The sequence below is a fragment of the Lactobacillus sp. ESL0700 genome, from assembly GCF_029392095.1.
In the GTDB taxonomy this organism is placed as follows: domain Bacteria; phylum Bacillota; class Bacilli; order Lactobacillales; family Lactobacillaceae; genus Lactobacillus.
This window is the reverse complement of record NZ_CP113930.1, coordinates 362,149-384,039: the sequence shown is the minus strand read 5'-3', so window position 1 is coordinate 384,039 and position 21,891 is coordinate 362,149. Positions and strand designations below refer to the sequence as shown.

The following is a 21,891-nucleotide window of genomic DNA, read 5'->3' as shown; positions in this document are numbered from 1 at the left end:
ATTTTTGATTAACATTACTTATTCTTGTGGATAAATTGGTGGTTCAACATCAGTGTCGTTTTCGGCATCGTGCAAGTCAGCAACCGTGTTTTCCGCATTGTCACTTTGAGCAACATTTTCATTTGAATCATCGATCACAATATCATCGAAGTCTTTTAATTCAGAATCGTCTTCAACATTCTTCGGGAATGATGCTAATTGATTCTTAACAACTTCGGTGCCATTGTCATATTTTTTCTTCAAGTCTTGAACAGTATCGTTGTTCTTAACCTTACTCTTTAAATCGTCGACTTGATCATCAGTAACAAACAATGATCCTGCAACAAATCCTGCGGCACAACCAACGATTGTACCAAATAAAAAACTTGTAAATTTTTTCATAAAAGTAACTCCTTTTACTTAATCTTCACCTTTACGACGTTTGCGCCGTGCAAACATTGCTGTTAAAGCAGAAGAAACAGCCCCATTACGCTTAAAATGAACACTGCTGAACCGCTTTGCCATTTTCCGCGAAGAAGCATTAACATCTGAGACACTCTCACCTAAATCTGCAGCTGCTTGAACAACTGGATCTAAGGTCTTCATCTTGACATTAACATCAGCTAACAAGACGTTGGTCTTGTCAAGCAAATCATTTGTTTGGTCAAGCAAGCCATCAACGTCTTTGGCAACTTGCTGGATTGACTCATTCGCAATTTGAATTGTTTTCTTTGCTTCTTTAGTAGCCTTTGCAGCACGAACCAGCACCGGAATAGCGAAAAGTACTAAAATTAGTAATGCGACAGCAGCAATTAAGCCTGCTAGCGCACCATAGGAAATTTCCATCTTCTACCTCCAATTTTACTTCTAAAAAAAGTCTAGCATGTAAACACTTTAATCTCAACCGATATGTAAATATTTTGTTATAGTTAATGTACATCCATGAAAGGTCAACGCAATGAATAACTTACTTAAAATAAATCGCCAGTTTTTAAAATTAAACTGGGACAGTATCGGTGAACATTTACTCACTGTAATCTGGCAGCTAGTCTTATCAACAGCAATCTTTTATATCATTGACTACTGCGGCAAAAGAATTATAAACCATTATTTAAAGCATAGTAAACGGCCCCAAAATAAGCGTACTAGAACCGTAGCTGCTTTAATAAATAGTATTTTTAGCTATACCGTAATTTTCTTTTACTTATTTGGAGTTTTATCGATTTTGGGGATTCCAATTGGGACTCTTTTAGCAAGTGCCGGCATCTTTTCTCTAGCTTTAGGGATGGGCGCACAGGGCTTTGTCAGCGACTTAGTCAATGGTTTTTTCATTTTAAGTGAAGACCAATTTGACGTCGGTGATATTGTTCAAATTAACAATCAAACGGGTACTGTGGTCCAGTTAGGGCTAAGAACCACGCGGCTCAAGGGTACTGACGGGTCCATCATCTACATTCCTAACCGCAACATTTCAATTGTGCAAAATCTGGCTCACGGCGGCATTGGTCTAGATATTAACTTGCAATTAAATGTCCAAAATGACTTTGACAAAGTCCGCACGTTGATTAAACAGGCAAATAACCAGGTTGGACTTGCTAAAAAGACTTTGGTGCAAGGACCCAAGATTATCGGCATCACTAGCCAAACTGCCAAAACCGTCAACTATGTGATTCACTTCCAAGTTAAGCCCGGCAGAGAAAAAGACGTCCAAGACATTTACTTAGCGGCTTACCTCAAGATTTTACAAGACAACAAGATCACTTTAGCAGGATAGAAAAAGGTTAACTCACTTAAATTGAGTTAACCTTTTTTACTTAATTAAATTGCGCCAACCATTCCGGCCATGCCGCAAGCAACTTAACAATTGCCCGTCCGCGATGCGACAAGCTATTTTTTTCATCCAAAGTCATTTGCGCAAAAGTTTTACCCTTTTCTGGTACATAAAATAGCGGATCATAGCCAAAGCCATCTTCACCGCGAGGTGCTGCCAGAATCTGCCCAGCACATTGACCATCAACTACAAGATCATGGTTAAACTGACCTGGCATTGAAGCAACAATTGTTGTATTAAACTTGGCTGTTCTTTTTTCTTGGGGAACACCGCCAAGCTCTGCCAATAATTTCGCATTATTCTGGGCATCATTATGACCCTCACCAGCATAACGAGCAGAATGTACTCCCGGGGCGCCGTCAAGCGCATCAACCATTAACCCAGAATCATCGGCAATTGTAATCATTCCGCTAAAGTCAGCGAGTTCGTGAGCCTTGAGCTTGGCATTCTGTTCAAAGGTTGTCCCGTATTCATCCACAATTGGTGGATTATCTAGGTCTGCGTTGGTTTTAATCACAGCCTCAATCCCTGCCTGTGCAAAAGCCTCACGTAATTCTTTAACTTTACCTTGATTAGTCGTCGCAAATAGAATTTCTTTCATCAGTAATCTTCTCCCTTAATCAAATGTTGTGCCTTAAATGCCGGATCATTTAAAAACTTGCTGCCCAATTCATTAAACATCGCCACATCACCAGTTGTGTAATATTCATGTGCCGGCTGATTATCAGCTGTACTTAACAGACCATCACGCTCCATGACGTTTGCCGTGTATTGCGCTACCTGATCAGCTGGATCGACCAACTTAACTTTATCCCCAAGAGCTTGGGCAAACTGAGCCTTAATTAACGGATAATGGGTGCACCCCAAAACCAACGTATCAAATTCCTGCGTCATGATCGGCGCCAAAGTCGACTTAACGGCTTCAAGGCAAGTCGCCTCATCAGCATCTTGCTCAATTAGCGGCACCAACTTGGGTGCAGCTAATTCGGTTACCTTAATTTCGGGATCACGAAAGTTAATTTCTTGTTGATAAGCGTGGTGAGAAATCGTATAGTTCGTTGCCACCACGGCAACTTTTTTATTATGCGTTGTTTGTGCCGCTAGAAGTCCTCCAGATTGGATAACACCAACAATTTGTTGGTCGACTTCTTGTTGAATAGTGGCCATTGCAGCAGCCGTTGCAGTATTGCAGGCAAAAATAATCAGCTTAACGTTTTTACTTAATAAAAACTTAACACTTTGCCGTGTGAGGTCAATAATGTCTGCTTGTGACTTGTCGCCATAAGGAATGTTGGCATTATCCCCAATAAAAACCGTTGATTCATGCGGCATTTTTTGCAGTACCTTTTTTACGACACTTAAGCCGCCAACACCGGAATCTAACAGACCAATTGGACGATTGTTCATCATACAAATTTCTCCCTAAAAGTTTTCTACTTACCAATTTTACGGTAAAATAGAAAAGAATAAAAGGGATGAATACTTTATGCAAAATAATAATGAGCAAAGCGAACACGTATATTTTATTAATCAGCTGTACCGTGACTTCATCTTGCCGCAAATTTTAGGCGACGACGATGACGCTATTTTGTATTGGGCCGGTAAACGCGTCGCCCGCAAATATGATTTAGCCTCCTATGAAGATGTTAACAGCTTTTTTGCGACAGCTGAATTTGGCACTTTAACCAAAATTAAAGAAAAGCGGACAACAATTATTTTTGAATTAAACGGTCAAACTGTCATCGACCGCCTGAATAGTGACAGTCACGAGTTTTCACTTGAGGCTGGTATCGTCGCCGAGGCAATGCAAAAGCAAAACGGCCGCATTACCGAATGTGACGTCAACATTGACGAAAAAAAGCAAAGGGTCCAATTAATTGCACAATTTGATTAACCACTTTTGTTAAGTCATATGCTTAATTGCTATGACTATTTTTTTGCACTAATTTTAGATTAAACACGAATAATTTTATTAAAAATTCAGATTAAGTAAGCGAATTTAAAATTCGAATATGCCAAGTGGCTTAAGAACTAAAACCCATATTTTCTCGTTAACAATCCTTTCGTGGTAAAAATAACTACTATTACGAAAGTTTTCTTGTCAGTTTGGTAAATTTCTGCTATGCTTTATTCAACTAAATATTTAGTCTGTATATTGTCGTAATGAGGTCGACAGTTTCTACTCGGAACCGTAAATTCCGAACTATAGACGAAAAAGTACAATTCAAGGTCCTTAGGGCTTATTTTGTTTTGGCCTCTTTTGCTATAGCTTTAGTAGAAGAGGCCTTTTTGTTTCTTGAAAAAGGAGTATCGCTTTTAAATCGGAAGAATCTAGGAAAGTGGCAAAGCTAGCGATCATTATCTTAAATTCGTAATTGGAAATTTTGAAGTTAAATAATTTTTATTTGAGGTTATCAAAAAATGAATTTTGTCAAAGTTATCAAGGGAAACTATTTTACGTCTGCTTCAAAAACTGAAGTTGCTTATCATGAAAACAGTCTAATTTGCCTAGACGCAAATGGAAACATTGCACAGATTATCCACAAAGATGATGCTGCTTATGAACCAACTTTAGCAGCTGCGCAAAATAATCATATTTTACAAGAATTGGATGCTAATCAATATCTCCTTCCGGGTTTTATTGATCTCCACGTTCATGCACCACAATGGCCCAATGTTGGTCTAGCACTAAACTGTGGCAATGCCGACTGGTTTAAAAATTATACTTTTCCACTGGAAGCAAAATTCAGCGATGCAGAATTTAGTCGCAAAGTCTATGACAGCTTAGTAGCAAACTTACTGGCTAACGGCACAACGACAGTACTTTATTTTGGTTCAGTTGATAATGCTGGTAACGCCGAACTAGTGAAAGCATGCCAAACGTTGCACCAACGTGCTTTAATTGGCAAGGTCGTAATGGATAATCCCGAAACCTGCCCAGATTATTATCGCGATGAGTCAACCCAGGCAGCAATTGACGGCACTGAGGAATTTATTGGCATTGTTAAGGAACTTAATCAGGGGCAAAAATTGCAAATGGCCCCTGTAATTACGCCGCGCTATTTAACCTCCTGCACACTTAAGGGAATGCGGCAATTAGGTGACTTAGCTAAAAAATATGACTTATTAATTCAATCTCATTGCAGTGAAAATCAGGTAGAAAATGATTATGCGTTAGACAATTTTCATAAACGTGATTCTGTCATGTTAGATGAAGCCGGATTATTAACCGACAAGTCAATTATGGATCACGGCACGATGCTAAATGATTTTGACTTAGATTTATTCCAAAAGCGTGGCGTTGCAATTGCTCACTGTCCAATTTCTAATTCTTTTGAGGGCGGTGCAATTTTACCTGCAAAGTACGCCATGGCTAAAGGCATTAACGTTGGCCTAGGAACTGATATTTGCGGTGGCTATGAGCTCAGCACTTACGAAACCATGCGCCACGCGGTAATGTGCTCCAGTATTTTAAGCGATGGTGTTGATAATCGGATCCCTGCTGACAAGCGCGGCGTTGGGGATTCCATGTTTTCAATTCACACCGCTTTTTATATGGCAACTGTTGGCGGGGCTAAGAGTTTACATTTAAAAACTGGTCAGATTAAAGCTGGCTATGCGGCCGACTTGCAAGTTGTCCACTCTAAGTATCCTCAATTTGTTGACCGCACAACTGATGAGACTTTCCAAAAGTTAATGTACGAAACAACTGCTAATGAAATCGATATGGTAATGACTCAAGGTATAGTTGCTAAGGGAGCTAAATAATGAATGAGCAAAATGCAAACGGCCTATTATTTAAACCAGAAGACAATGTCCCTAATCTAGAAGCCGGTATTTTAGGCTTGCAGCACGTGTTAGCAATGGACGTTTATGTGGCGCCATTAATTATTGCCAGTATGCTTGCCTTAAGCGTTGACCAAACTTCACAATTGTTGCAATCAGCTTTCTTAGCTTGCGGAATTGGGACAATCTTACAAACTGCCTTTTTTATGAAAATTCCCTTATGTCAAGGACCATCATTTGTTCCCGCAACAGCAATCGTCGGTGTTTTCTTTGCTAGTGGCGGGCAACACGGTGGGATGGCCGCCGTCATTGGTTCTTGTTTAGCTGGCTCACTTATGTTAATTCTGTTTGGTGCCACTGGAATATACGAAAAGGTAATCAACAAGCTCCTGCCCTCTGTTGTCGGTGGGACGATTATTACTTGTGTTGGCCTAGGCAGTTTTCCGTCATCACTAAACAGTAATATTTTTAAAGCCAGTGGCAACACCATGCAAAATGTCGAATTAGCTGGTATTACCCTGCTCACTTTTTTAATTGTGACTATAATTGGCACTTATATTCCGCAGCTGCACCAATTTTTGAAGATTTCATCAGTAATTATTACCATGATTGTTGGTGTAATTGCGGCTTCACTAATGGGAAGGATGGATTGGACTTCTTTCAATAAAGCCGCATTATTCAGTTTTCCCCAAGCCACAATTTTTCATTATGGTGTAAGCTTTAATCCTTCAGCCATCCTAACCTTTATTATTATCTTTTTGGTTTTAACAACCGAAACAACGGGAACTTGGTTTGCCATGAGTGCCGCTACTGACGAAAAAATCACTCCTAAACAGTGGAACCACGGTATGATTGGTGAAGGTGTGAGCTGCCTGATTTCGGCATTTTTAGGCAGCATCCCCATGACTGGCTATTCCACTAACGCCGGTATTATTTCAATTACCGGTGTTGCCAGCAGAAAGGTCTTTATCTCAGCTGGTGCTTGGTTCATTATTCTTGGCTTTTTCAGTAAAATTTCTGCACTATTATCAGCTATTCCCAAGCCGGTCATCGGTGGGGTTAGCCTGGTAATTATGGCGATTATTATGCTCAACGGCATTAACGTCATTGGTGACATTAATGCTTTCCCTAACAAAAATTATATTGTTGGCATCCCAATTGCAATGACTATGGCGATGACCTTCCTACCTAACAGCATTAAATTAGCTGCACCGAAATTATTGCAATATCTATTAGGCTCTCCTATTTCAATTGCCGCAATCACTGCGGTGGTGCTAAATCTCCTTCTTAGTAAAAAACAGGCAATAATTAATAGTGCCACATCATCAACAAAATAATTTTCTTTTTGCGGCACTCTAATCTCTTTACTACCACTTCTTGGTCATCTTGACCTATGATTAAGGTATATAGGAGGACAAAAAATGCTCAAAGAATTTAAAGAATTTATTCAACGCGGCAACGTCATTGATCTGGCCGTTGGTGTAATTATCGGTGGTGCCTTTACTAATATCGTCAATTCTCTAGTCAACAACCTGATTAACCCACTAATTGGATTATTTATTGGCAAAATTGACCTGTCAAATCTAGTTTTACGAGTTGGCGGCGCGACTTTTAAATACGGCGCCTTCATCAATACGGTAATTAACTTCTTAATTATCGCGCTCATCGTATTCTTCTTAGTTAAAGGAATTAACCGATTAACTAAGCACCAACCAGAAAAAGAGGCACCGGCTGGACCAACAACCGACGATTACTTACGTGAAATTCGTGACCTCTTAAAAGAAAAATAATATAGCAAAAAAAAGAGCTTCCCGCATTTGCGGGAGGCTCTTTCTTACTAATCTAGTCAGTATATTGATTTAAGATTTGGTCAAGCTTTGGCTTTGGTGTATAACCAGTCAAACGATCAACAATCTTACCATCTTTTTTAATAATCATTGTTGGAATCGCCATAATTCCTAAAGCGTTTGGCGTTTCTTTATTTTGGTCAACGTCCATCTTAGTGAACTTAACGTCTTGACGTTCTTCAGCCAATTGATCAACAACTGGTGATTGCATCTTACATGGGCCACACCAAGTTGCCCAAAAGTCTGTTAAAACAACACCATCTTTGGTTTCTTCTTCAAAATTTTCATCTGTTAATTCATCAACCATGAAAATACCTCCTACATAAACTTACGTTATCTCTTAATGATTTTAGTATAGCAAGCTGACTTACTTTTTACAAGTGCTTTACTTTAAATGAACAATTGTTGCGCCATTGCCACCTTCATTTGCCGGTGCATAATTATAGCTCTTAACATGGTTACTTGAAGCCAAATATTGCCAGACACCTTTACGAATAGCCCCAGTCCCAATACCATGAATAATTGTCACAACATCAAGTCCAGCTAACAAAACCGAATCAATGTAGCGATCAAGGTTGGTCATTGCTTCTTCATAGCGTTGACCGCGCAAGTCAAGTTCGCTCCGGGCATTGCTGCGGCGATTAGCACTAGTGGCACGCACCGTTTTTTGCGGTTTAGTCTTAGTTTCACCCGAAATTTTTTCAACATCGCGATCACTAACTTTAACTTTAATAATCCCCATTTGCACTTCATATTGGTGCTCACCTAAGCGTTTGGTAATTGTCCCCACTTGGCCATAGGACAAAACCTTGACCCGATCGCCAACTGTAACGTGGTGACGCTTCTTTTCGCGCTGCAAAACCTTATTGTGCGCCAGATTTTCTTCCTGTTTTGCTAATTGGTTGAACTCACCCTTGGCGGCGATTACCTCATTTTGCTTAACACTGCCATGCTGCTCTTCCAACTTAGCAATAATTTGATCGGCCTTTTTACGCTTCTTCGCAACAACTTCATTTGCCCGTTCTTGCGCAAATTCAAGTTGCTTTTGCACACGTTGATTATACCAATCAAGTGCCTGCTGCAATTTTTCCGCCAGCTTTTCACTGCGGTCAAGGCTACTTTCCAAGTGATTGCGAGCATCGGTTGCTGCCTTGGTCTGCTTGTCTAAGCGCACAATCATGGTATTAATGTCCGAATTTTCATCAGACATCAATTCTTGGGCATTTTTAACAACATCCTCACGCATTCCCAGCCGCCGCGCAATCGCAAAAGCGTTACTGTGACCAGGGATCCCAATTTGCAAACGGTAAGTCGGTGATAACGTCTTCACATCAAATTCCATTGACGCATTGCTTGTCCGTGAGCGATTATAACCATAGAGCTTTAATTCTGGATAGTGCGTTGTGACCATGATTTTAGCTTTTTTCTTACGTAAAAAGTCCAAAATACTGATTGCTAGGCTGGCACCTTCTTCTGGATCAGTCCCAGCTCCAATTTCATCAATCAAAACTAGTGTCTGATCGTCAACCCTTTTCATAATTTGAATAATATCGTTAATGTGCGATGAAAAAGTACTGAGTGACTGCTCAATTGACTGCTCATCGCCAATGTCAGCACAAATATCTTTAAAAACACCGACCTGACTGCCCTCAGCAGCTGGAATAAATAATCCAGCCTGCGCCATTAATTGCAGGAGACCAGTTGTCTTGAGCGTGATTGTCTTACCACCAGTGTTAGGACCAGTAATTAACATCGTATCAAATTCAAGTCCCAAGCGAATATCATTAGGCAAGACCTTTTCTGGATCAATTAACGGGTGGCGTGCCTGCAATAAATTCAATTCATGATTTTGGTTTAACTTTGGTTCAGTTGCTTTCATTGCCCGAGCCAAATGTGCCTTGGCCTGCAAAAAGTCCAGTTCGGTTAACGCCGTAGCAATTGCATCTAGTCGCGCCACTTCTTCACGTGCCAAGTCCGACAATTGCCGTAAAATACGGTGAATTTCTTGCCGCTCTTGAGCCAATAAATTCTGTTGGCGATTGTTCAAGCTTAGAACTGCACCGGGTTCCACGAATAAAGTCTGCCCACTGGCACTTTGATCATGAACCACACCACCAAATTTTGCCCGATATTCTTGCTTAACCGGAATAACATAGCGGTCATCACGAATAGTCACAATCTGTTCTGATAAATATTTACTGCTGCCGCCCTTAGTATAGGCATCCATTCGCATTTTGATTTCTTCGTCATTACTCTTTAAGTCGTGACGCAAGCGAGCCAAGTTACTTGAAGCTGTATCTAAAATCTCACCGTCGAAGTCAAGCGCGCGTTTAAGCTCGTTCAATAACATTTCGGGAACATCTAACTTAGAGGCAATTCCTGCAATTGCCTCTAAGTTAAGCTGCTCGCCATTAACATCTGCCAAAAAGCTATTAACTTCATTGGCTAACACCAAAACAAGCAGGATATTCCCTAGCTCTTTAGCATTCAAATTGGCTTTAATCCGCAAACGCTTGGTGCTAGGACGAACATCTTCAAAATCCGTTAGCGGCAGTTGACCCTTAATTCGCAATAAATTAACTAACGCTAAAGTCTGCTTCAAAGATAATTCGACTTGAGCAAAGTCACCACTAGGCTTTAAGTTTATTGCCCGCTCCTTAGCTGGTGTCGTAATTGCTTGGTCAGCCAACCTTTGCGTAATTTTGGAAAATTCCAACGTTTTTAATATTTTGTCATTCATTAGTCGTCTATTTTTCTCTATTAATAAAAAAAGACTGGCTAAGCCAGTCTTTCTTTTTTATTCACCACTTAAACGGTCATCATCCAAGAAAGTATTCAACACCCCTTGAACCATGTTCCATTCATCGTCTGATTCAATTTCGTGCAAATCGCTGCTGGTCACATCGCCTGCATCATCAGCATCATAACTAAATGCTTGAACTTCAACTTCTTCATCATCACCTACTGCAGCTGGATAAAGTAAGATGTAAGACTTGTCATAGTCATCTGAATGAAATGTAAATAAAACTTCGTATAATTCTTCATTGCCCTTGTCATCAACAAGGGTAATTTGCCGGTCATCACCGTGAACTTCTTGTGTCATATTAATCCTTTCGGTGTAAGTCTAAATAATTTTGTAAAATCAAGACAGCGGCCATTTGGTCAATTACTTCTTTGCGCTGGTGGCGGTCATGCATGCCAGCTTCTTCTACTAAGACCCGACGTGATTCAATCGTTGTCAGGCGCTCGTCTGAATAATATACGGGCAAGCCAAACTTAGCGATCAGCCGCTCACCATAAGCCTTACTGCGCGCAACCGAATTGCCAGATGTGCCATCCATATTTTTGGGTAAGCCCAAGACAAAACCATCCGCATCATATTGCCGCACGATTTTTTTAAGTGGGCGCATCCCAAAACTAAACTTAGCTTCATCAATTGGAATTGTTTCTACCTTCTGGGCAGTAATCCCCAACTCATCGCTAACGGCAACGCCAACTGTCTTAGACCCGACATCTAAACCTATTAAACGCATTACTTGTCTTTTCCAAGATAACTTTTGACAAGTTCTTCAATAATTTCATCACGCTCATGCTTCAAAATCAAATTACGAGCGTCATTGTGCCGCGGAATGTATGCTGGATCGCCAGACAATAGGTAGCCGACAATCTGATTAATTGGATTATAGCCCTTTTCCTCAAGCGCATCATATACATCTTGGAGAGTATCATAAACATTCTTGCCTTTATTTTGATTAAAATCAAAATGCATTGTTTTATCTAGCGAACTCATTTTCATTCCTCCTAACACAATTTTACTTGAAAAACAGTTCAAACTCAATCAATTAATTTTTAGTAATTATTTCAACAACTGCCTTAATAGCATCGTCAAGGCCTTCTGGCTTCTTACCACCAGCTTGAGCCATATTTGGACGGCCACCGCCGCCACCGCCAAAGATTGGTGCAGCTTGCTTAATTAAGTCACCAGCCTTCAAGCCTTTATCCAAAGCTTTTTGACCCAAACTAATAATCATGTTTGCCTTGCCATCATTAGCTGCTGCTAAGACTAAGACATCGGACTTGTTGCCACTCTTCCACGTATCAGCGAGTTCACGCAAGTCATTCATTCCGTTAACGTCGGCCTTCTTGGCAATAACTGTCAAATCGCCAGCTTGTTCAACGTCATTAAAGATTTCACCAGCCTTAGCTTGGTTAATCTTCAAGTTTAGATCTTCAACTTGCTTTTGACTGTCATGCAGTTCTTTTTCAAGGCTATCAATCTTATCAATAATGTTTTCTGGCTTAGTTGATTTAACTTCTGCTTGAATATCATCGAGTAAGTTCGACCGTCCAGCTAAGTATTCGTAAGCCTTCTTGGACATTACTCCTTCAATTCTTCTGACGCCGGCACCAACTGCTGACTCGGAAGTAATCTTGAAAATCCCGATTTGGTTGGTGTTGTCACAGTGTGTCCCACCACAGAACTCACTAGAGAAGTCACCCATTTGAACAACGCGGACCTTGTCGCCGTATTTGCCGTCAAACAGGGCCAAGCCGCCCATCTTCTTACCGGTTTCTTCATCAGTAACTGTCGTCTTAACGTCTAAAGCTTCCCAAATCTTTTGGTTGACTAAAGCTTCAACTGACTTAAGTTCCTTATCAGTTAATGGTTCAATGGCTGTAAAGTCAAAACGTAAATAGTCAGGTTCAACTAAACTACCAGCCTGGTGAGTATGGTCACCCAAAATACTGCGCAGTGCTGCATGAAGCAAGTGGGTTGCTGAGTGTGAGTGGCGCAAGCCTTCGCGGCGGTCACGGTCAATCTTCAAGACGTATTCTTGACCCTTTACAAGTGGTAAAACTACTTGAACAAAGTGCATGTTTTGGTCGTTTGGTGCGTGTTGCACATCGGTTACTTTGGCAACAAGCTCGCCTTCTTGATCGTAAATTGCACCGTGGTCAGCTACTTGACCACCACGTTCTGCGTAAAATGGTGTTTTATCAAAAATTAAAGTAGCAGTTTCACTATCAGTCTGGTCAACCAATTCATCATTAACGATAATATCGATTAATTTAGCGTGCTTTTCTTCATAAACACCATATTCAAATTCGGACTGATCCTTAATATTCATTAAGGTAACATCTTGTGCACCCATTGATTGCAAGTCACCACGAGCATTACGTGCCCGGTCTTTTTGTGCTTGCATTTCGGTATCAAAGCCCTTCTTATCAACCTTTAAGCCGGCATCTTGAGCGGATTCAAAGGTTAATTCATAAGGGAAGCCATAAGTATCAAATAACTTGAAGGCATCCTTACCAGAAATGGTCTTATCAGTAGAATTTTGTGCCTTAGCAATTAAGTCATCAAGCAAAGTCAAACCAGATTCAAGGGTTACTTGGAATCTTTCTTCCTCATTCTTAATTACCTTGGCAATAAAGTTCTTTTGCTCAGTCACTTCTGGATAGTGGCTTTGCATAATTTCACCAACAACTGGTACTAGTTTATAAAGGAAGGCACCCTTGATACCCAAGCGTTGACCATTTAAGTCTGCACGACGGATTAGTCGCCGTAAAACATAGCCGCGACCAGTGTTTGATGGTAAAGCACCATCGGCAATCGCAAAGCTGACAGTTCTAACGTGGTCGGCAATAATCTTGAATGCCGGCGTGTTTTCATCATCAATCTCATACTTCTTGCCAGCGGTCATTTTTTCAGTTTCATGGATAATTGGCAAGAACAAGTCAGTTTCAAAGTTAGTTGGTGCATCTTGCAAGATTGACAGAACCCGTTCTAGTCCCATCCCCGTATCAATGTTTTTATGCGGCTGGTCAACGTATTTACCATTAGCTAAGTGGTTATATTGTGAGAACACAATGTTCCAAATTTCCAGGTAACGTGCATTTTCACCACCCGGGAAGTTTTCTGGGTCGTCTTCTGCAACATCGTTATTTTCTTGACCACGGTCATAGAAGATTTCGGAGTCAGGACCACATGGACCTTCACCAATATCCCAGAAGTTTTCTTCTAGCTTCACAATATGGTCTTCAGGCATCCCAGTCTTTATCCAGATTTCTTGTGCTTCAGTATCTTTAGGATAAACAGTACAGTATAGCTTATCCTTATCTAATCCTAACCAGTCAGGACTAGTTAAAAACTCCCAAGCCCACGGAATTGCTTCCTTCTTAAAGTAGTCACCAACTGAAAAGTTACCAAGCATTTCAAAGAAAGTCTGGTGACGCGCGGTCTTACCAACGTTCTCAATGTCGTTAGTTCTAATTGATTTTTGTGAACTAGTAATTCGGTGGTTCTTTGGCACAACTGAACCGTCAAAATACTTCTTCATCGTGGCTACCCCAGAGTTAATCCACAATAATGTTGGGTCATCTTGCGGAATCAGTGATTGACTCGGCAATACCATGTGACCGTGTTCTTTAAAGAAGTCCAAGAACATTTGTCTAAATTCAGAACTTGTCAGTTTCTTCATTAATATTCTCCTTTTTTGATAAAATAAAAAACACTGTCAGCAAACTTGAGGACGCTACTAAACGCGGTACCACCTCAATTGCAACAGTGTTTGTTACCTCTTAATTATTATTATTTAACGCTGCAAGGAGCATTTTTCAAGCAGCCATGAACCCTTCTCAGCACACGGTTTTCTCTTTGAATGACTAACTCAAAAAACATATCTTCAGTTAAAAATAATTGTACTACTTGAGCTATCTTTGTCAATCTTTAATTGGACAAGCATTTTCTCCTTAACTCGATATAAGAAAAAGAAGTCCTGCAAATTTGCAGGACTTCTTTAACTTCCGAACTATTGGGAAGAACCTTACAGGTTCTCTAACTGCTTCTTCTTGCAAAATTATGATTACTCAATAGCGCTACCTTAACTATTAAGTATGGTCTTACATTCAAAAACAGTTACTGCCCACAAAACTTTTTAGTTCTTGTTCGATTTCTTAATTATAGCAAAACATTTCTAGGCGAAAAAGCCTTTTCAAAAAAGTTTACGACAATTTTTAGCCAAATATTTGGTTTTTAAAAATTTAACTATAATTTGTGCGGCTCAAACATTTCCACAAAAGCAAACTTGCCAGTAGCAGTATCATAAGTAAAATGCAGCACACTGCAATTAGGCAAATCCTTAATTTTAGCTATTTCTGTGCTCGTCATCCACTTAACTAAAAACATTAAAATAGCAGCACCATGACTAACAACTAACACTTGTTGATTAGCAGGCGTCGCCATAATTTTGCTAATTGTCTTATCCATTCTATCCATGACCTGCATTGCTGCTTCACCACCATAAGGAACAAAAAAGTTGGCTTGGGCAGTATCAGTAAAGATAAATTTGGGCAATAAATATTCTGGCTGAGCCTCAAATAAGCCAAAGTCCCATTCCTTTAATCCCTTTAACCGTTCATACGGCTGCTTAGTCACTAGTTCCAAAGTATCGCTTGCTCGCTCTTGCGTTGAAGCAAATGCATGGTCAAAGGTTAATCCTTGCTCTTTAAGGTACGTGCCCATTTTAGCGGCTTCTTTAATTCCAGCTGCAGTTAATGGTGAATCAACTGCGCCTTGAACCAACTTGCGTTGATTAAAAATCGTTTCGCCATGACGCATTAAATACAAATCTTTCATTTTAATTCTCTCTTGTCAAAATCAATCGATATTTTTATTTACATATTTTAACAATCCTAAAATAGCCATACAAGACCTATCTTGCATGGCTATTAGATTATTTAAATTGATAAGCGCCAGAATTAAGCAAATCCTTCACCATCGGCACAACCTTTTGTCCGTATAAACGTAAAATATTCTCTCGCATAGCAGCAGTTTGACCACCAGCACCATAAATAAAGTCAAACCGTTTAACGCCAACTTGCGTCATTTTGTCGGCAATCTTGTGAGCAACATGCTCAGGAGTACCAATATAGTAAGAACCCGTTTGGATTTCATAATCAAAGTGTTCCTTGGTCATCGGCGGCCAATTACGATCGGCACCAATCCGATCCATTGAGCGCCGCAAATATTTCCAACCAATCTCATATGCTTCTTCATCAGTTTTCGCGATGACCCCGTGTGAATGCATCCCCAACGGATATTGCGGATTATGATATTGCGCAGCGGCGGCATTATATAAGTCAACATATGGCCGAAATCTTGCTGGGTCACCACCAATAATTGCCATAATTACCGGAAAGCCGTAGCGCGCTGCCCGAATAACAGAACTTGGTGTACCGCCAACACCAATGTAAGTGTCTAACTTATGGCCTGTAATCTTAGGGTAAATTTCGACATTATTTAAATCCTGAGTGTATTCACTTTCCCAAGTTACCGGTTTACCCTCACGTAATTCGTTAAACATGGCAACTTTTTCTTCAAATAATTCGTTGTAATCGTTTAAATCATAGCCAAATAGCGGAAATGATTCAGTAAACGAGCCGCGACCAAGCATGATTTGAGCGCGACCACCCGAAATATTATCCAGAGTTGCAAAGCGCTCATAAACGCGTACTGGATCATCTGAACTTAAAACCGTTACCCCAGTACTCAGCTTAATTCTCTTAGTCACACTAGCAATCGCCGCCAACATAATTTCGGGGCTAGAAATAGCATATTCTGGTCGGTGGTGTTCACCCAAAGCAATTACGTCAATGCCCAAGTCATCAGCCAACTTAGCTTCTTTAATAATCTGCTGGAGAGCCTTATCGTAAGTCACTGGCTGATTAGTTGCTGGATCATCCGGCACATCGCCAAACGAATCCAAGCCAAAAATTAATTCGTCATTTATTCGTACCATGTTCTACCTATTCTTTCTTTTTACTTACTTTTTGTAAGTTTAATCTGAGTAACACAATACACGAATTTTTCTGGTCAAGCAAGAATTTATGCTTTTAACTAAAAAAGCATTGCTAGTACTAGCTAGTAACGCTTATTTTAATTATTCTGGTAAATTGCGCACATCAATCATCTGCTCAAATGTAAATTTACCAGCATCATATCCCAGTCGCAAGACGCAACAATTAGGCATATCCTTAACTTTTTCTGCCATTTCTGCAACAGACATAAAATTGGCCAAAAACATCCACATCGCTAATCCATGACTAACTACTAGCACTCGCTGATGATTAGGATGAGCCATAATCTCGCTAAGTGTTTTTTGCATCCTGGCCATCACCTGCTGTGTTGATTCACCACCATAAGGAACAAAAAAGCTGGCTTCGGCTGGATCTTTAAAAGTAAACTTGGGCAACAGGTATTGCGGTTGCGCTTCAAACAAGCCAAAATCCCATTCTTTGAGTCCCTTTAACCGCTCATAAGGCTGCTTGGTCACTAGTTCCAGTGTATCGCTTGCCCGCTCTTGCGTTGATGTATACGCATGATCAAAGGTTAAGCCCTGCGTTTTTAAATATGCACCCATTTTTTGTGCCATTTTAATGCCGTCCGCCGTTAATGGCGAGTCAACAGCTCCCTGAATTAACTTGCGCTTGTTAAATACAGTTTCACCATGACGCATCAGGTAAAGTTCTTTCATCAATATATTGCTCCTTTATTTAAATAATTATTGCTATTTTACGCGTTCTAATGCTTGGCGGCGCTTAACTTTTCATTATTTTAACTGGATTACCATGCCTAGTAACAATCTCAATTAAATCTGTCGTCTTCAGCCATACGGTTGCAGTATTATCATTTGGATGGACCGCAATTATTCCCGGCTGGTGCAAGAAAAATTCATCAATAAAAAATTGTACTTTATGCTCCTCATCATTCAATAGTCCCAAAGGAGTTACTGCGCCTGGAATTAGCTTTAAGATAGTATGCAGTTCAGCCGCTGAAGCAAAAGATAGCCGTCTTGTGCCGTTATCTTGACGAAATTTTTTAAGATCCACTCGGCTGTTGCTCTTAACCGTAAGCAGATAATAATTCCGCTTTTTATCATCATGCAAAAACAAATTTTTCGCACTAGTTTCCGGATGTGGTAAGTCAATTTCAGCTGCTTCTACCATATTATAAACAGCCTTGTGCTCCACAATTTCATGCCAAATATTTTTAGCACTTAGATAACGATATATTTCTTGCTTATCCATGCCGGTCACCCCCTGAAACTAAATATTAATTTCCAGTATAGCCCAAGATTACTTAACAAAAAAGAGAAGTATGCTCAATAGAAGTCAGATTATTAACTTAAAAATAATCCTTTCAAGTTTAAATAATTTAGTCATAGTAAAACCCCGAAGTTAGTTATTCTAACTTCAGGGTTCAGTTTGCCCTGCCTAATTACTAGACTATTGCAGGTATGAAAATTGCTGATAATGCTTTTTCTGTAATTTTTTAGCTAATTTTGGTGTTTTATAGGCATGATAGTCAGCCCAAACGCCGGCACCATAAGCACTTGTTAGAACTTTGTGTCCCTTTAATTTCGAAACGTTGATAAAGTTGCCAGCGCCAGCTGCATCGCTCCAACCATGAATGCCGACCCAGCTAAGGTTTTGGAACTTTCTCTTTTCTGCAGTTACCCAATTCTTAGTACGGGCAAGCTCTGCTTTATCCATTGTTGCTGGGTCATGAGCAACATAAGCATGCAAGACAAGATGAGAAAATTTTTTGCCATTACTGTAATCCGTTATTGTCTTTTTGCCGATAACTTCTTTACACAACTTTTTACCATCATAATAATACCAAGTGCCGCGCAATTTTTTAGGATAAGTCGTAAGATAATTGCTGGTATTTTGAGTGGTTTCTTGTGCCGGCTCAACGGCTGCAGCGACTGGACTGACCGCTGTTAAGCCACTACTTGCCAAAGTTGCGGCTGCTACTAGTAAAATATATTTGTTTTTCATAAGAATACCTCCTTTATTTATTAAGGATAGTATAACAGATTTTTACCAAAATTATACAAAAATATTACATTTTTATTACAAAATGTAATATTAGCGTAACAAAAAAGCCACTGGCTAGCGACTTTTTATTTTTGATAAAAATCATCGAACACAGTTACGGGCAAGTGCCGTTTATGTTCGCTCTTTAACCACAATGCCTCAATCTGCTTTGCAGCAGCTTCTGAAACCGTGCGGCCTTCTAAGTAGTCATCGACTTCATCATAAGTGACGCCGAGCGCCTTTTCATCAGGTAACGACGGCCGGTCTTCTTCCAAATCAGCAGTCGGTGTTTTTAGATAAAGGTGCTTAGGACAGCCCAACGCTTCAAGCATCTGCTTACCTTGCCGCTTATCTAACCGGAACAACGGTGTAACATCCGCAGCACCATCACCATACTTGGTATAAAAGCCGCTAAAGTTCTCAGCGGCATGATCGGTACCGACTACGGCGCCATGATGAGCACCAGCAATTGCATACTGGATAATCATCCGTTCCCGCGCTTTAATGTTGCCTTTATTAAAATCCGTAATTGTCTGCCCAGCTGCTTCTAAACTCGCAACCGTCGCATCAACTCCTGGCTTAATATTAACAATCAAGTCCTGATCCGGTTGTTGAAAAGTCACGGCATCAGCTGCATCTTGGGCATCAGCTTGAACGCCGTAAGGCAGGCGCACAGCAATAAATTGGTAAGAATTATCGCCAGTTTCTGCGCGCATTTCACTAATTGCCATCTGCGTTAATTTTCCCGTCAAAGTAGAATCTTGACCACCAGAAATACCTAGCACATAGGATTTTAAAAAGGGATTCGCCTTTAAATAATCTTTTAAGAAGTCAACGGACCGCCTAATTTCTGTTTGTGGGTCAATCTCTGGCAACACGTGCTCGTAAGCAATTATTTCTTTTTGCAGTGGTCTCATTTAGCTGCATTCCTTTCGGTAATTTTTTGACGAATATCTTTAATCAAATTCATCTTGCTGTCGTATAAGTCTTGTGACAAGTCAATCGGATATTCCTGCGGATTAAGCATCCGCTTGTATTCATCCCACAGACCGTCAAGATTTTGGGCACAGAATTTTTTAATATCAATTAATTTAGGTTGGTCATAGACAAGCTTGCCGTCCTTGAAGATATCCTTCAATAGCGGCTCAGCCGTGTAATCAGTTACAACCTTATTGATATAAGTGTACTGCGGGTGGAACATATACAATGAATCAAACTTGCGCGGATCAACACCGCTGCGAGCAATCCAGTCACCCTCATTCTTCTTTTTCCGATTAGCCGAAATCCGCCAAACTTGCTTTTTGCCCGGATTCGAAACCTTAATTGCATTTGAAGAAATCTTGAGCGTGTCATGCATCTTACCCTGATCATCTGCCATTGATACCAGCTTATAGACAGCACCAAGAGCGGGCTGATCAAAAGCAGTAATGTACTTGGTACCAATCCCCCAGACATCAATTTTAGCACCTTGCATCTTCAAGCTGGTAATCGTTGTTTCGTCAAGGTCATTAGAAGCAAAAATTTTGGCATTTGGATAACCAGCATCGTCTAATTCCTTACGTACTTGTTTAGAAATATAGGCGAGGTCGCCAGAATCAATGCGCACACCTTGAAAATTAATCTTATCGCCCATTTCGTTAGCAACCCGAATGGCATTTGGCACACCGCTGCGCACCGTATCGTAAGTATCAACTAGGAAGACACAATCTTTATGCGTTTCGGCGTAGGCTTTAAAGCCCTCGTACTCGCTGCCAAAGGCCTCAACTAGTGAGTGGGCATGCGTTCCAGAAACGGGGATGCCAAATAATTTGCCAGCACGAACATTACTGGTAGAGTCAAAGCCACCGATGTAAGCGGCACGTGTGCCCCAAATAGCAGCGTCGGCTTCTTGCGCGCGCCGACTGCCAAATTCCATCACGCCATCGCCCTGAACAGCTAATTTAACTCGTGCAGCTTTAGTTGCCAGCAGCGTTTGAAAGTTAATAATATTTAAAATCGCCGTTTCAACTAATTGACATTGGGCTAGTGGACCCTCAACTTGAATCAGCGGCTCATTGGCAAAGACAATTTCACCTTCACGCATTGAGCGCACGCTCAATTTAAATTCGAAGTGGCGCAAATAATCAATGAAATCATCATCGTAGCCAACTTCTTCCTTCAAATATTGGAGGTCACTTTCCTTAAATTTCAAATTTTTCAAGTACATGATAACGTGCTCTAGTCCAGCAAATACTGAATAGCCGTTACCAAATGGTTCAGTACGATAAAAAGCTTCAAAAACAGCATTACGGTCAGCGATGCCTTCTTTGAAGTAGGTGTACATCATATTTAATTCATACAAGTCTGTATGCAAAACCAAAGAATCATCTTGATCTAATTCTTGATAAAACATTTTATCCCCTTATTAATTTTTTCACTAATATTTTTGTTCTTAATTATAGACATTCAGATGATTATAAGCAATAGTTTTAGCGCTTAATTACTGCCTGATATTCTTGAATAATAGCTTCTAACTGGTTTGCAACAGAAAAATGTTCGGTAATATAAGCTTTTTCGCGAACTGCCATTTCTTCTAATTCGTTTTTAGGTGTAGCAACTGCCTGACGCAAAGCATTTGTAATTGAGCTAAGGTCTCCGACCTTAGCTATAAAGCCGCTATCTTGATCTGGAATCATCATTTCAATATCACCAACATCGGTAGATAGCAGCGGCACTAGATTATCACAGGCTTCGAGCAGAACTAAGGGGAAACTTTCTGAATACGAAGTCAGAACTGCCAAATCCATCCGCCGATATAAATTTTGCAGTTGCTTTTGCGTCATAAAACCTTGAAATGTCACTTGCGGGCCCAAATCTAGCTTTTGCACTAAATCTTTTAACGCTGTCATTTGCGAACCATCGCCAGCAATATACAAATGAACATTGGCATTATCTAGATTTTTCAAAGCTCGCAATAATAAATCCTGGCCCTTAACCTTTTCCACGCGCGCAACATTAATTATATTAAACGTCGCTTCGGGATATTTGGCCGGAATTTCACTATCTTGATGAAAGAAAATACCATTGTAGATCACATGAACCTTATTTTGATTAACATGCGCCTTGTGCACAAGTAAGTTAGCAAAATTTTTGGTTACAGCAAACACGCAGTCACTTTTTCTAAGTGCATAAAGATTAGCCGCCGTGAACAACTTGCCCAGCATACCGCGACCAGCAAAGTCAAGGTAAGGGTCGGAATGGACCGTCACACACCACTTAGCGCTGAGTTTGTGCCGAATTAATGCCAAGAACAAGTTAGCCCGCGCCCCATGAGTATGGACAATGTCATAATTACCATCATTAATAAAGACAGCAAGTTTACCTAGACTTGCTACATCGTAGCGGCTATTAATTCCGAGCACTGCAACTCGCAAGTCCGCTTCTCGTGCAGCTTGGGCAACTGGACCTTCAGCAAGGCAAAGTAAAGTAAAATCTTCACCTTCCTTTTTGGCTTCCGTTAATAAGTTAACAATATGCGTCAACCCTCCGCCTGCTTCTAGACCAGCGTTGACATGCAAAACTTTCATG

23 protein-coding genes and 1 riboswitch are annotated in these 21,891 nt (G+C 40.4%); of the genes, 5 read left to right on the top strand and 18 right to left on the bottom strand.

Annotation, left to right across the window (positions count from 1 at the left end):
* Positions 1-18: 18 nt before the first annotated feature.
* Positions 19-381, bottom strand: coding sequence for a DUF1269 domain-containing family protein (locus OZX63_RS01920; RefSeq protein ID WP_277144137.1), 363 nt, complete (start codon positions 379-381; stop codon positions 19-21).
* An 18-nt stretch (positions 382-399) separates the two neighbouring features.
* Complete coding sequence (locus OZX63_RS01915; protein WP_277144135.1) at positions 400-825, bottom strand: DUF948 domain-containing protein; 426 nt, start codon at positions 823-825, stop codon at positions 400-402.
* A 112-nt stretch (positions 826-937) separates the two neighbouring features.
* On the opposite strand from OZX63_RS01915, the gene OZX63_RS01910 reads away from it, so the two are divergent.
* Positions 938-1,753, top strand: a complete 816-nt coding sequence (locus tag OZX63_RS01910) for a mechanosensitive ion channel family protein (protein WP_277144132.1) — start codon at positions 938-940, stop codon at positions 1,751-1,753.
* 40 nt (positions 1,754-1,793) lie between these two features.
* On the opposite strand, the gene OZX63_RS01905 is transcribed toward OZX63_RS01910, so the two are convergent.
* Positions 1,794-2,414, bottom strand: a complete 621-nt coding sequence (locus OZX63_RS01905; RefSeq protein WP_277145084.1) for an XTP/dITP diphosphatase — start codon at positions 2,412-2,414, stop codon at positions 1,794-1,796.
* Entirely contained in the window at positions 2,411-3,217 is an 807-nt protein-coding gene (gene murI / locus OZX63_RS01900) for a glutamate racemase (RefSeq protein WP_277145082.1), read from the bottom strand. The genes OZX63_RS01905 and murI overlap by 4 nt, the downstream gene beginning before the upstream one ends.
* Before the next feature lie 79 nt (positions 3,218-3,296).
* On the opposite strand from murI, the gene OZX63_RS01895 reads away from it, so the two are divergent.
* The 4 genes from OZX63_RS01895 (at position 3,297) to mscL (ending at position 7,386) form a co-directional block, all read left to right on the top strand.
* Entirely contained in the window at positions 3,297-3,704 is a 408-nt protein-coding gene (locus tag OZX63_RS01895; RefSeq protein WP_277144131.1) for a YslB family protein, read from the top strand.
* Positions 3,705-3,938: 234 nt separating this feature from the next.
* A riboswitch (purine riboswitch) is annotated at positions 3,939-4,036 on the top strand.
* A gap of 195 nt (positions 4,037-4,231) precedes the next feature.
* A complete protein-coding gene (locus OZX63_RS01890) occupies positions 4,232-5,578 on the top strand; it encodes an amidohydrolase family protein (protein WP_277144129.1) in 1,347 nt (448 codons plus the stop codon).
* Positions 5,578-6,933: a solute carrier family 23 protein gene (locus tag OZX63_RS01885; RefSeq protein WP_277144127.1), complete on the top strand. Its 1,356-nt coding sequence runs from the start codon at positions 5,578-5,580 to the stop codon at positions 6,931-6,933. The genes OZX63_RS01890 and OZX63_RS01885 overlap by 1 nt, the downstream gene beginning before the upstream one ends.
* 84 nt (positions 6,934-7,017) lie before the next feature.
* A complete protein-coding gene (mscL, locus tag OZX63_RS01880; RefSeq protein WP_277144126.1) occupies positions 7,018-7,386 on the top strand; it encodes a large-conductance mechanosensitive channel protein MscL in 369 nt (122 codons plus the stop codon).
* A 52-nt stretch (positions 7,387-7,438) separates the two neighbouring features.
* Here the strand turns inward: mscL and trxA are convergent, their stop codons facing one another.
* The 14 genes from trxA to OZX63_RS01810 form a co-directional block, all read right to left on the bottom strand.
* The gene (gene trxA, locus OZX63_RS01875) at positions 7,439-7,750 is read right to left on the bottom strand and encodes a thioredoxin (protein ID WP_277134300.1); all 312 of its coding nucleotides are present in this window, start codon (positions 7,748-7,750) and stop codon (positions 7,439-7,441) included.
* 78 nt (positions 7,751-7,828) lie between these two features.
* The gene (locus OZX63_RS01870; protein ID WP_277144124.1) at positions 7,829-10,183 is read right to left on the bottom strand and encodes an endonuclease MutS2; all 2,355 of its coding nucleotides are present in this window, start codon (positions 10,181-10,183) and stop codon (positions 7,829-7,831) included.
* A 57-nt stretch (positions 10,184-10,240) separates the two neighbouring features.
* The gene (locus tag OZX63_RS01865) at positions 10,241-10,546 is read right to left on the bottom strand and encodes a DUF1292 domain-containing protein (protein WP_277134296.1); all 306 of its coding nucleotides are present in this window, start codon (positions 10,544-10,546) and stop codon (positions 10,241-10,243) included.
* Position 10,547: 1 nt separating this feature from the next.
* Positions 10,548-10,976 carry a Holliday junction resolvase RuvX gene (ruvX, locus tag OZX63_RS01860; RefSeq protein WP_277134294.1) on the bottom strand — a complete coding sequence of 143 codons (429 nt, stop codon included), beginning with the start codon at positions 10,974-10,976 and terminating at the stop codon, positions 10,548-10,550.
* Entirely contained in the window at positions 10,976-11,233 is a 258-nt protein-coding gene (locus OZX63_RS01855) for an IreB family regulatory phosphoprotein (RefSeq protein ID WP_212781015.1), read from the bottom strand. Before OZX63_RS01855 ends, ruvX begins: the two co-directional genes overlap by 1 nt.
* A 52-nt stretch (positions 11,234-11,285) precedes the next feature.
* The gene (gene alaS / locus OZX63_RS01850; RefSeq protein WP_277144122.1) at positions 11,286-13,925 is read right to left on the bottom strand and encodes an alanine--tRNA ligase; all 2,640 of its coding nucleotides are present in this window, start codon (positions 13,923-13,925) and stop codon (positions 11,286-11,288) included.
* Positions 13,926-14,491: 566 nt separating this feature from the next.
* Complete coding sequence (locus OZX63_RS01845; RefSeq protein ID WP_277144120.1) at positions 14,492-15,082, bottom strand: histidine phosphatase family protein; 591 nt, start codon at positions 15,080-15,082, stop codon at positions 14,492-14,494.
* 97 nt (positions 15,083-15,179) lie between these two features.
* Positions 15,180-16,244 (bottom strand): LLM class flavin-dependent oxidoreductase, encoded by a 1,065-nt coding sequence (locus OZX63_RS01840; RefSeq protein WP_277144118.1) that lies wholly within the window; start codon positions 16,242-16,244, stop codon positions 15,180-15,182.
* A gap of 141 nt (positions 16,245-16,385) precedes the next feature.
* Positions 16,386-16,979 (bottom strand): histidine phosphatase family protein, encoded by a 594-nt coding sequence (locus OZX63_RS01835; protein ID WP_277144116.1) that lies wholly within the window; start codon positions 16,977-16,979, stop codon positions 16,386-16,388.
* A gap of 64 nt (positions 16,980-17,043) precedes the next feature.
* Positions 17,044-17,532, bottom strand: a complete 489-nt coding sequence (locus OZX63_RS01830) for a prolyl-tRNA synthetase associated domain-containing protein (RefSeq protein WP_277144115.1) — start codon at positions 17,530-17,532, stop codon at positions 17,044-17,046.
* Between the two features lie 198 nt (positions 17,533-17,730).
* Positions 17,731-18,285, bottom strand: a complete 555-nt coding sequence (locus OZX63_RS01825; protein ID WP_277144113.1) for a hypothetical protein — start codon at positions 18,283-18,285, stop codon at positions 17,731-17,733.
* Positions 18,286-18,410: 125 nt separating this feature from the next.
* Complete coding sequence (gene nadE / locus OZX63_RS01820; protein ID WP_277144111.1) at positions 18,411-19,241, bottom strand: ammonia-dependent NAD(+) synthetase; 831 nt, start codon at positions 19,239-19,241, stop codon at positions 18,411-18,413.
* On the bottom strand, positions 19,238-20,716 hold the full coding sequence (locus OZX63_RS01815; RefSeq protein WP_277144109.1) for a nicotinate phosphoribosyltransferase: 1,479 nt from the start codon (positions 20,714-20,716) through the stop codon (positions 19,238-19,240). The genes nadE and OZX63_RS01815 overlap by 4 nt, the downstream gene beginning before the upstream one ends.
* A 76-nt stretch (positions 20,717-20,792) precedes the next feature.
* Positions 20,793-21,890, bottom strand: coding sequence for a glycosyltransferase (locus OZX63_RS01810; RefSeq protein ID WP_277144108.1), 1,098 nt, complete (start codon positions 21,888-21,890; stop codon positions 20,793-20,795).
* Between the last annotated feature and the right edge of the window lies 1 nt (position 21,891).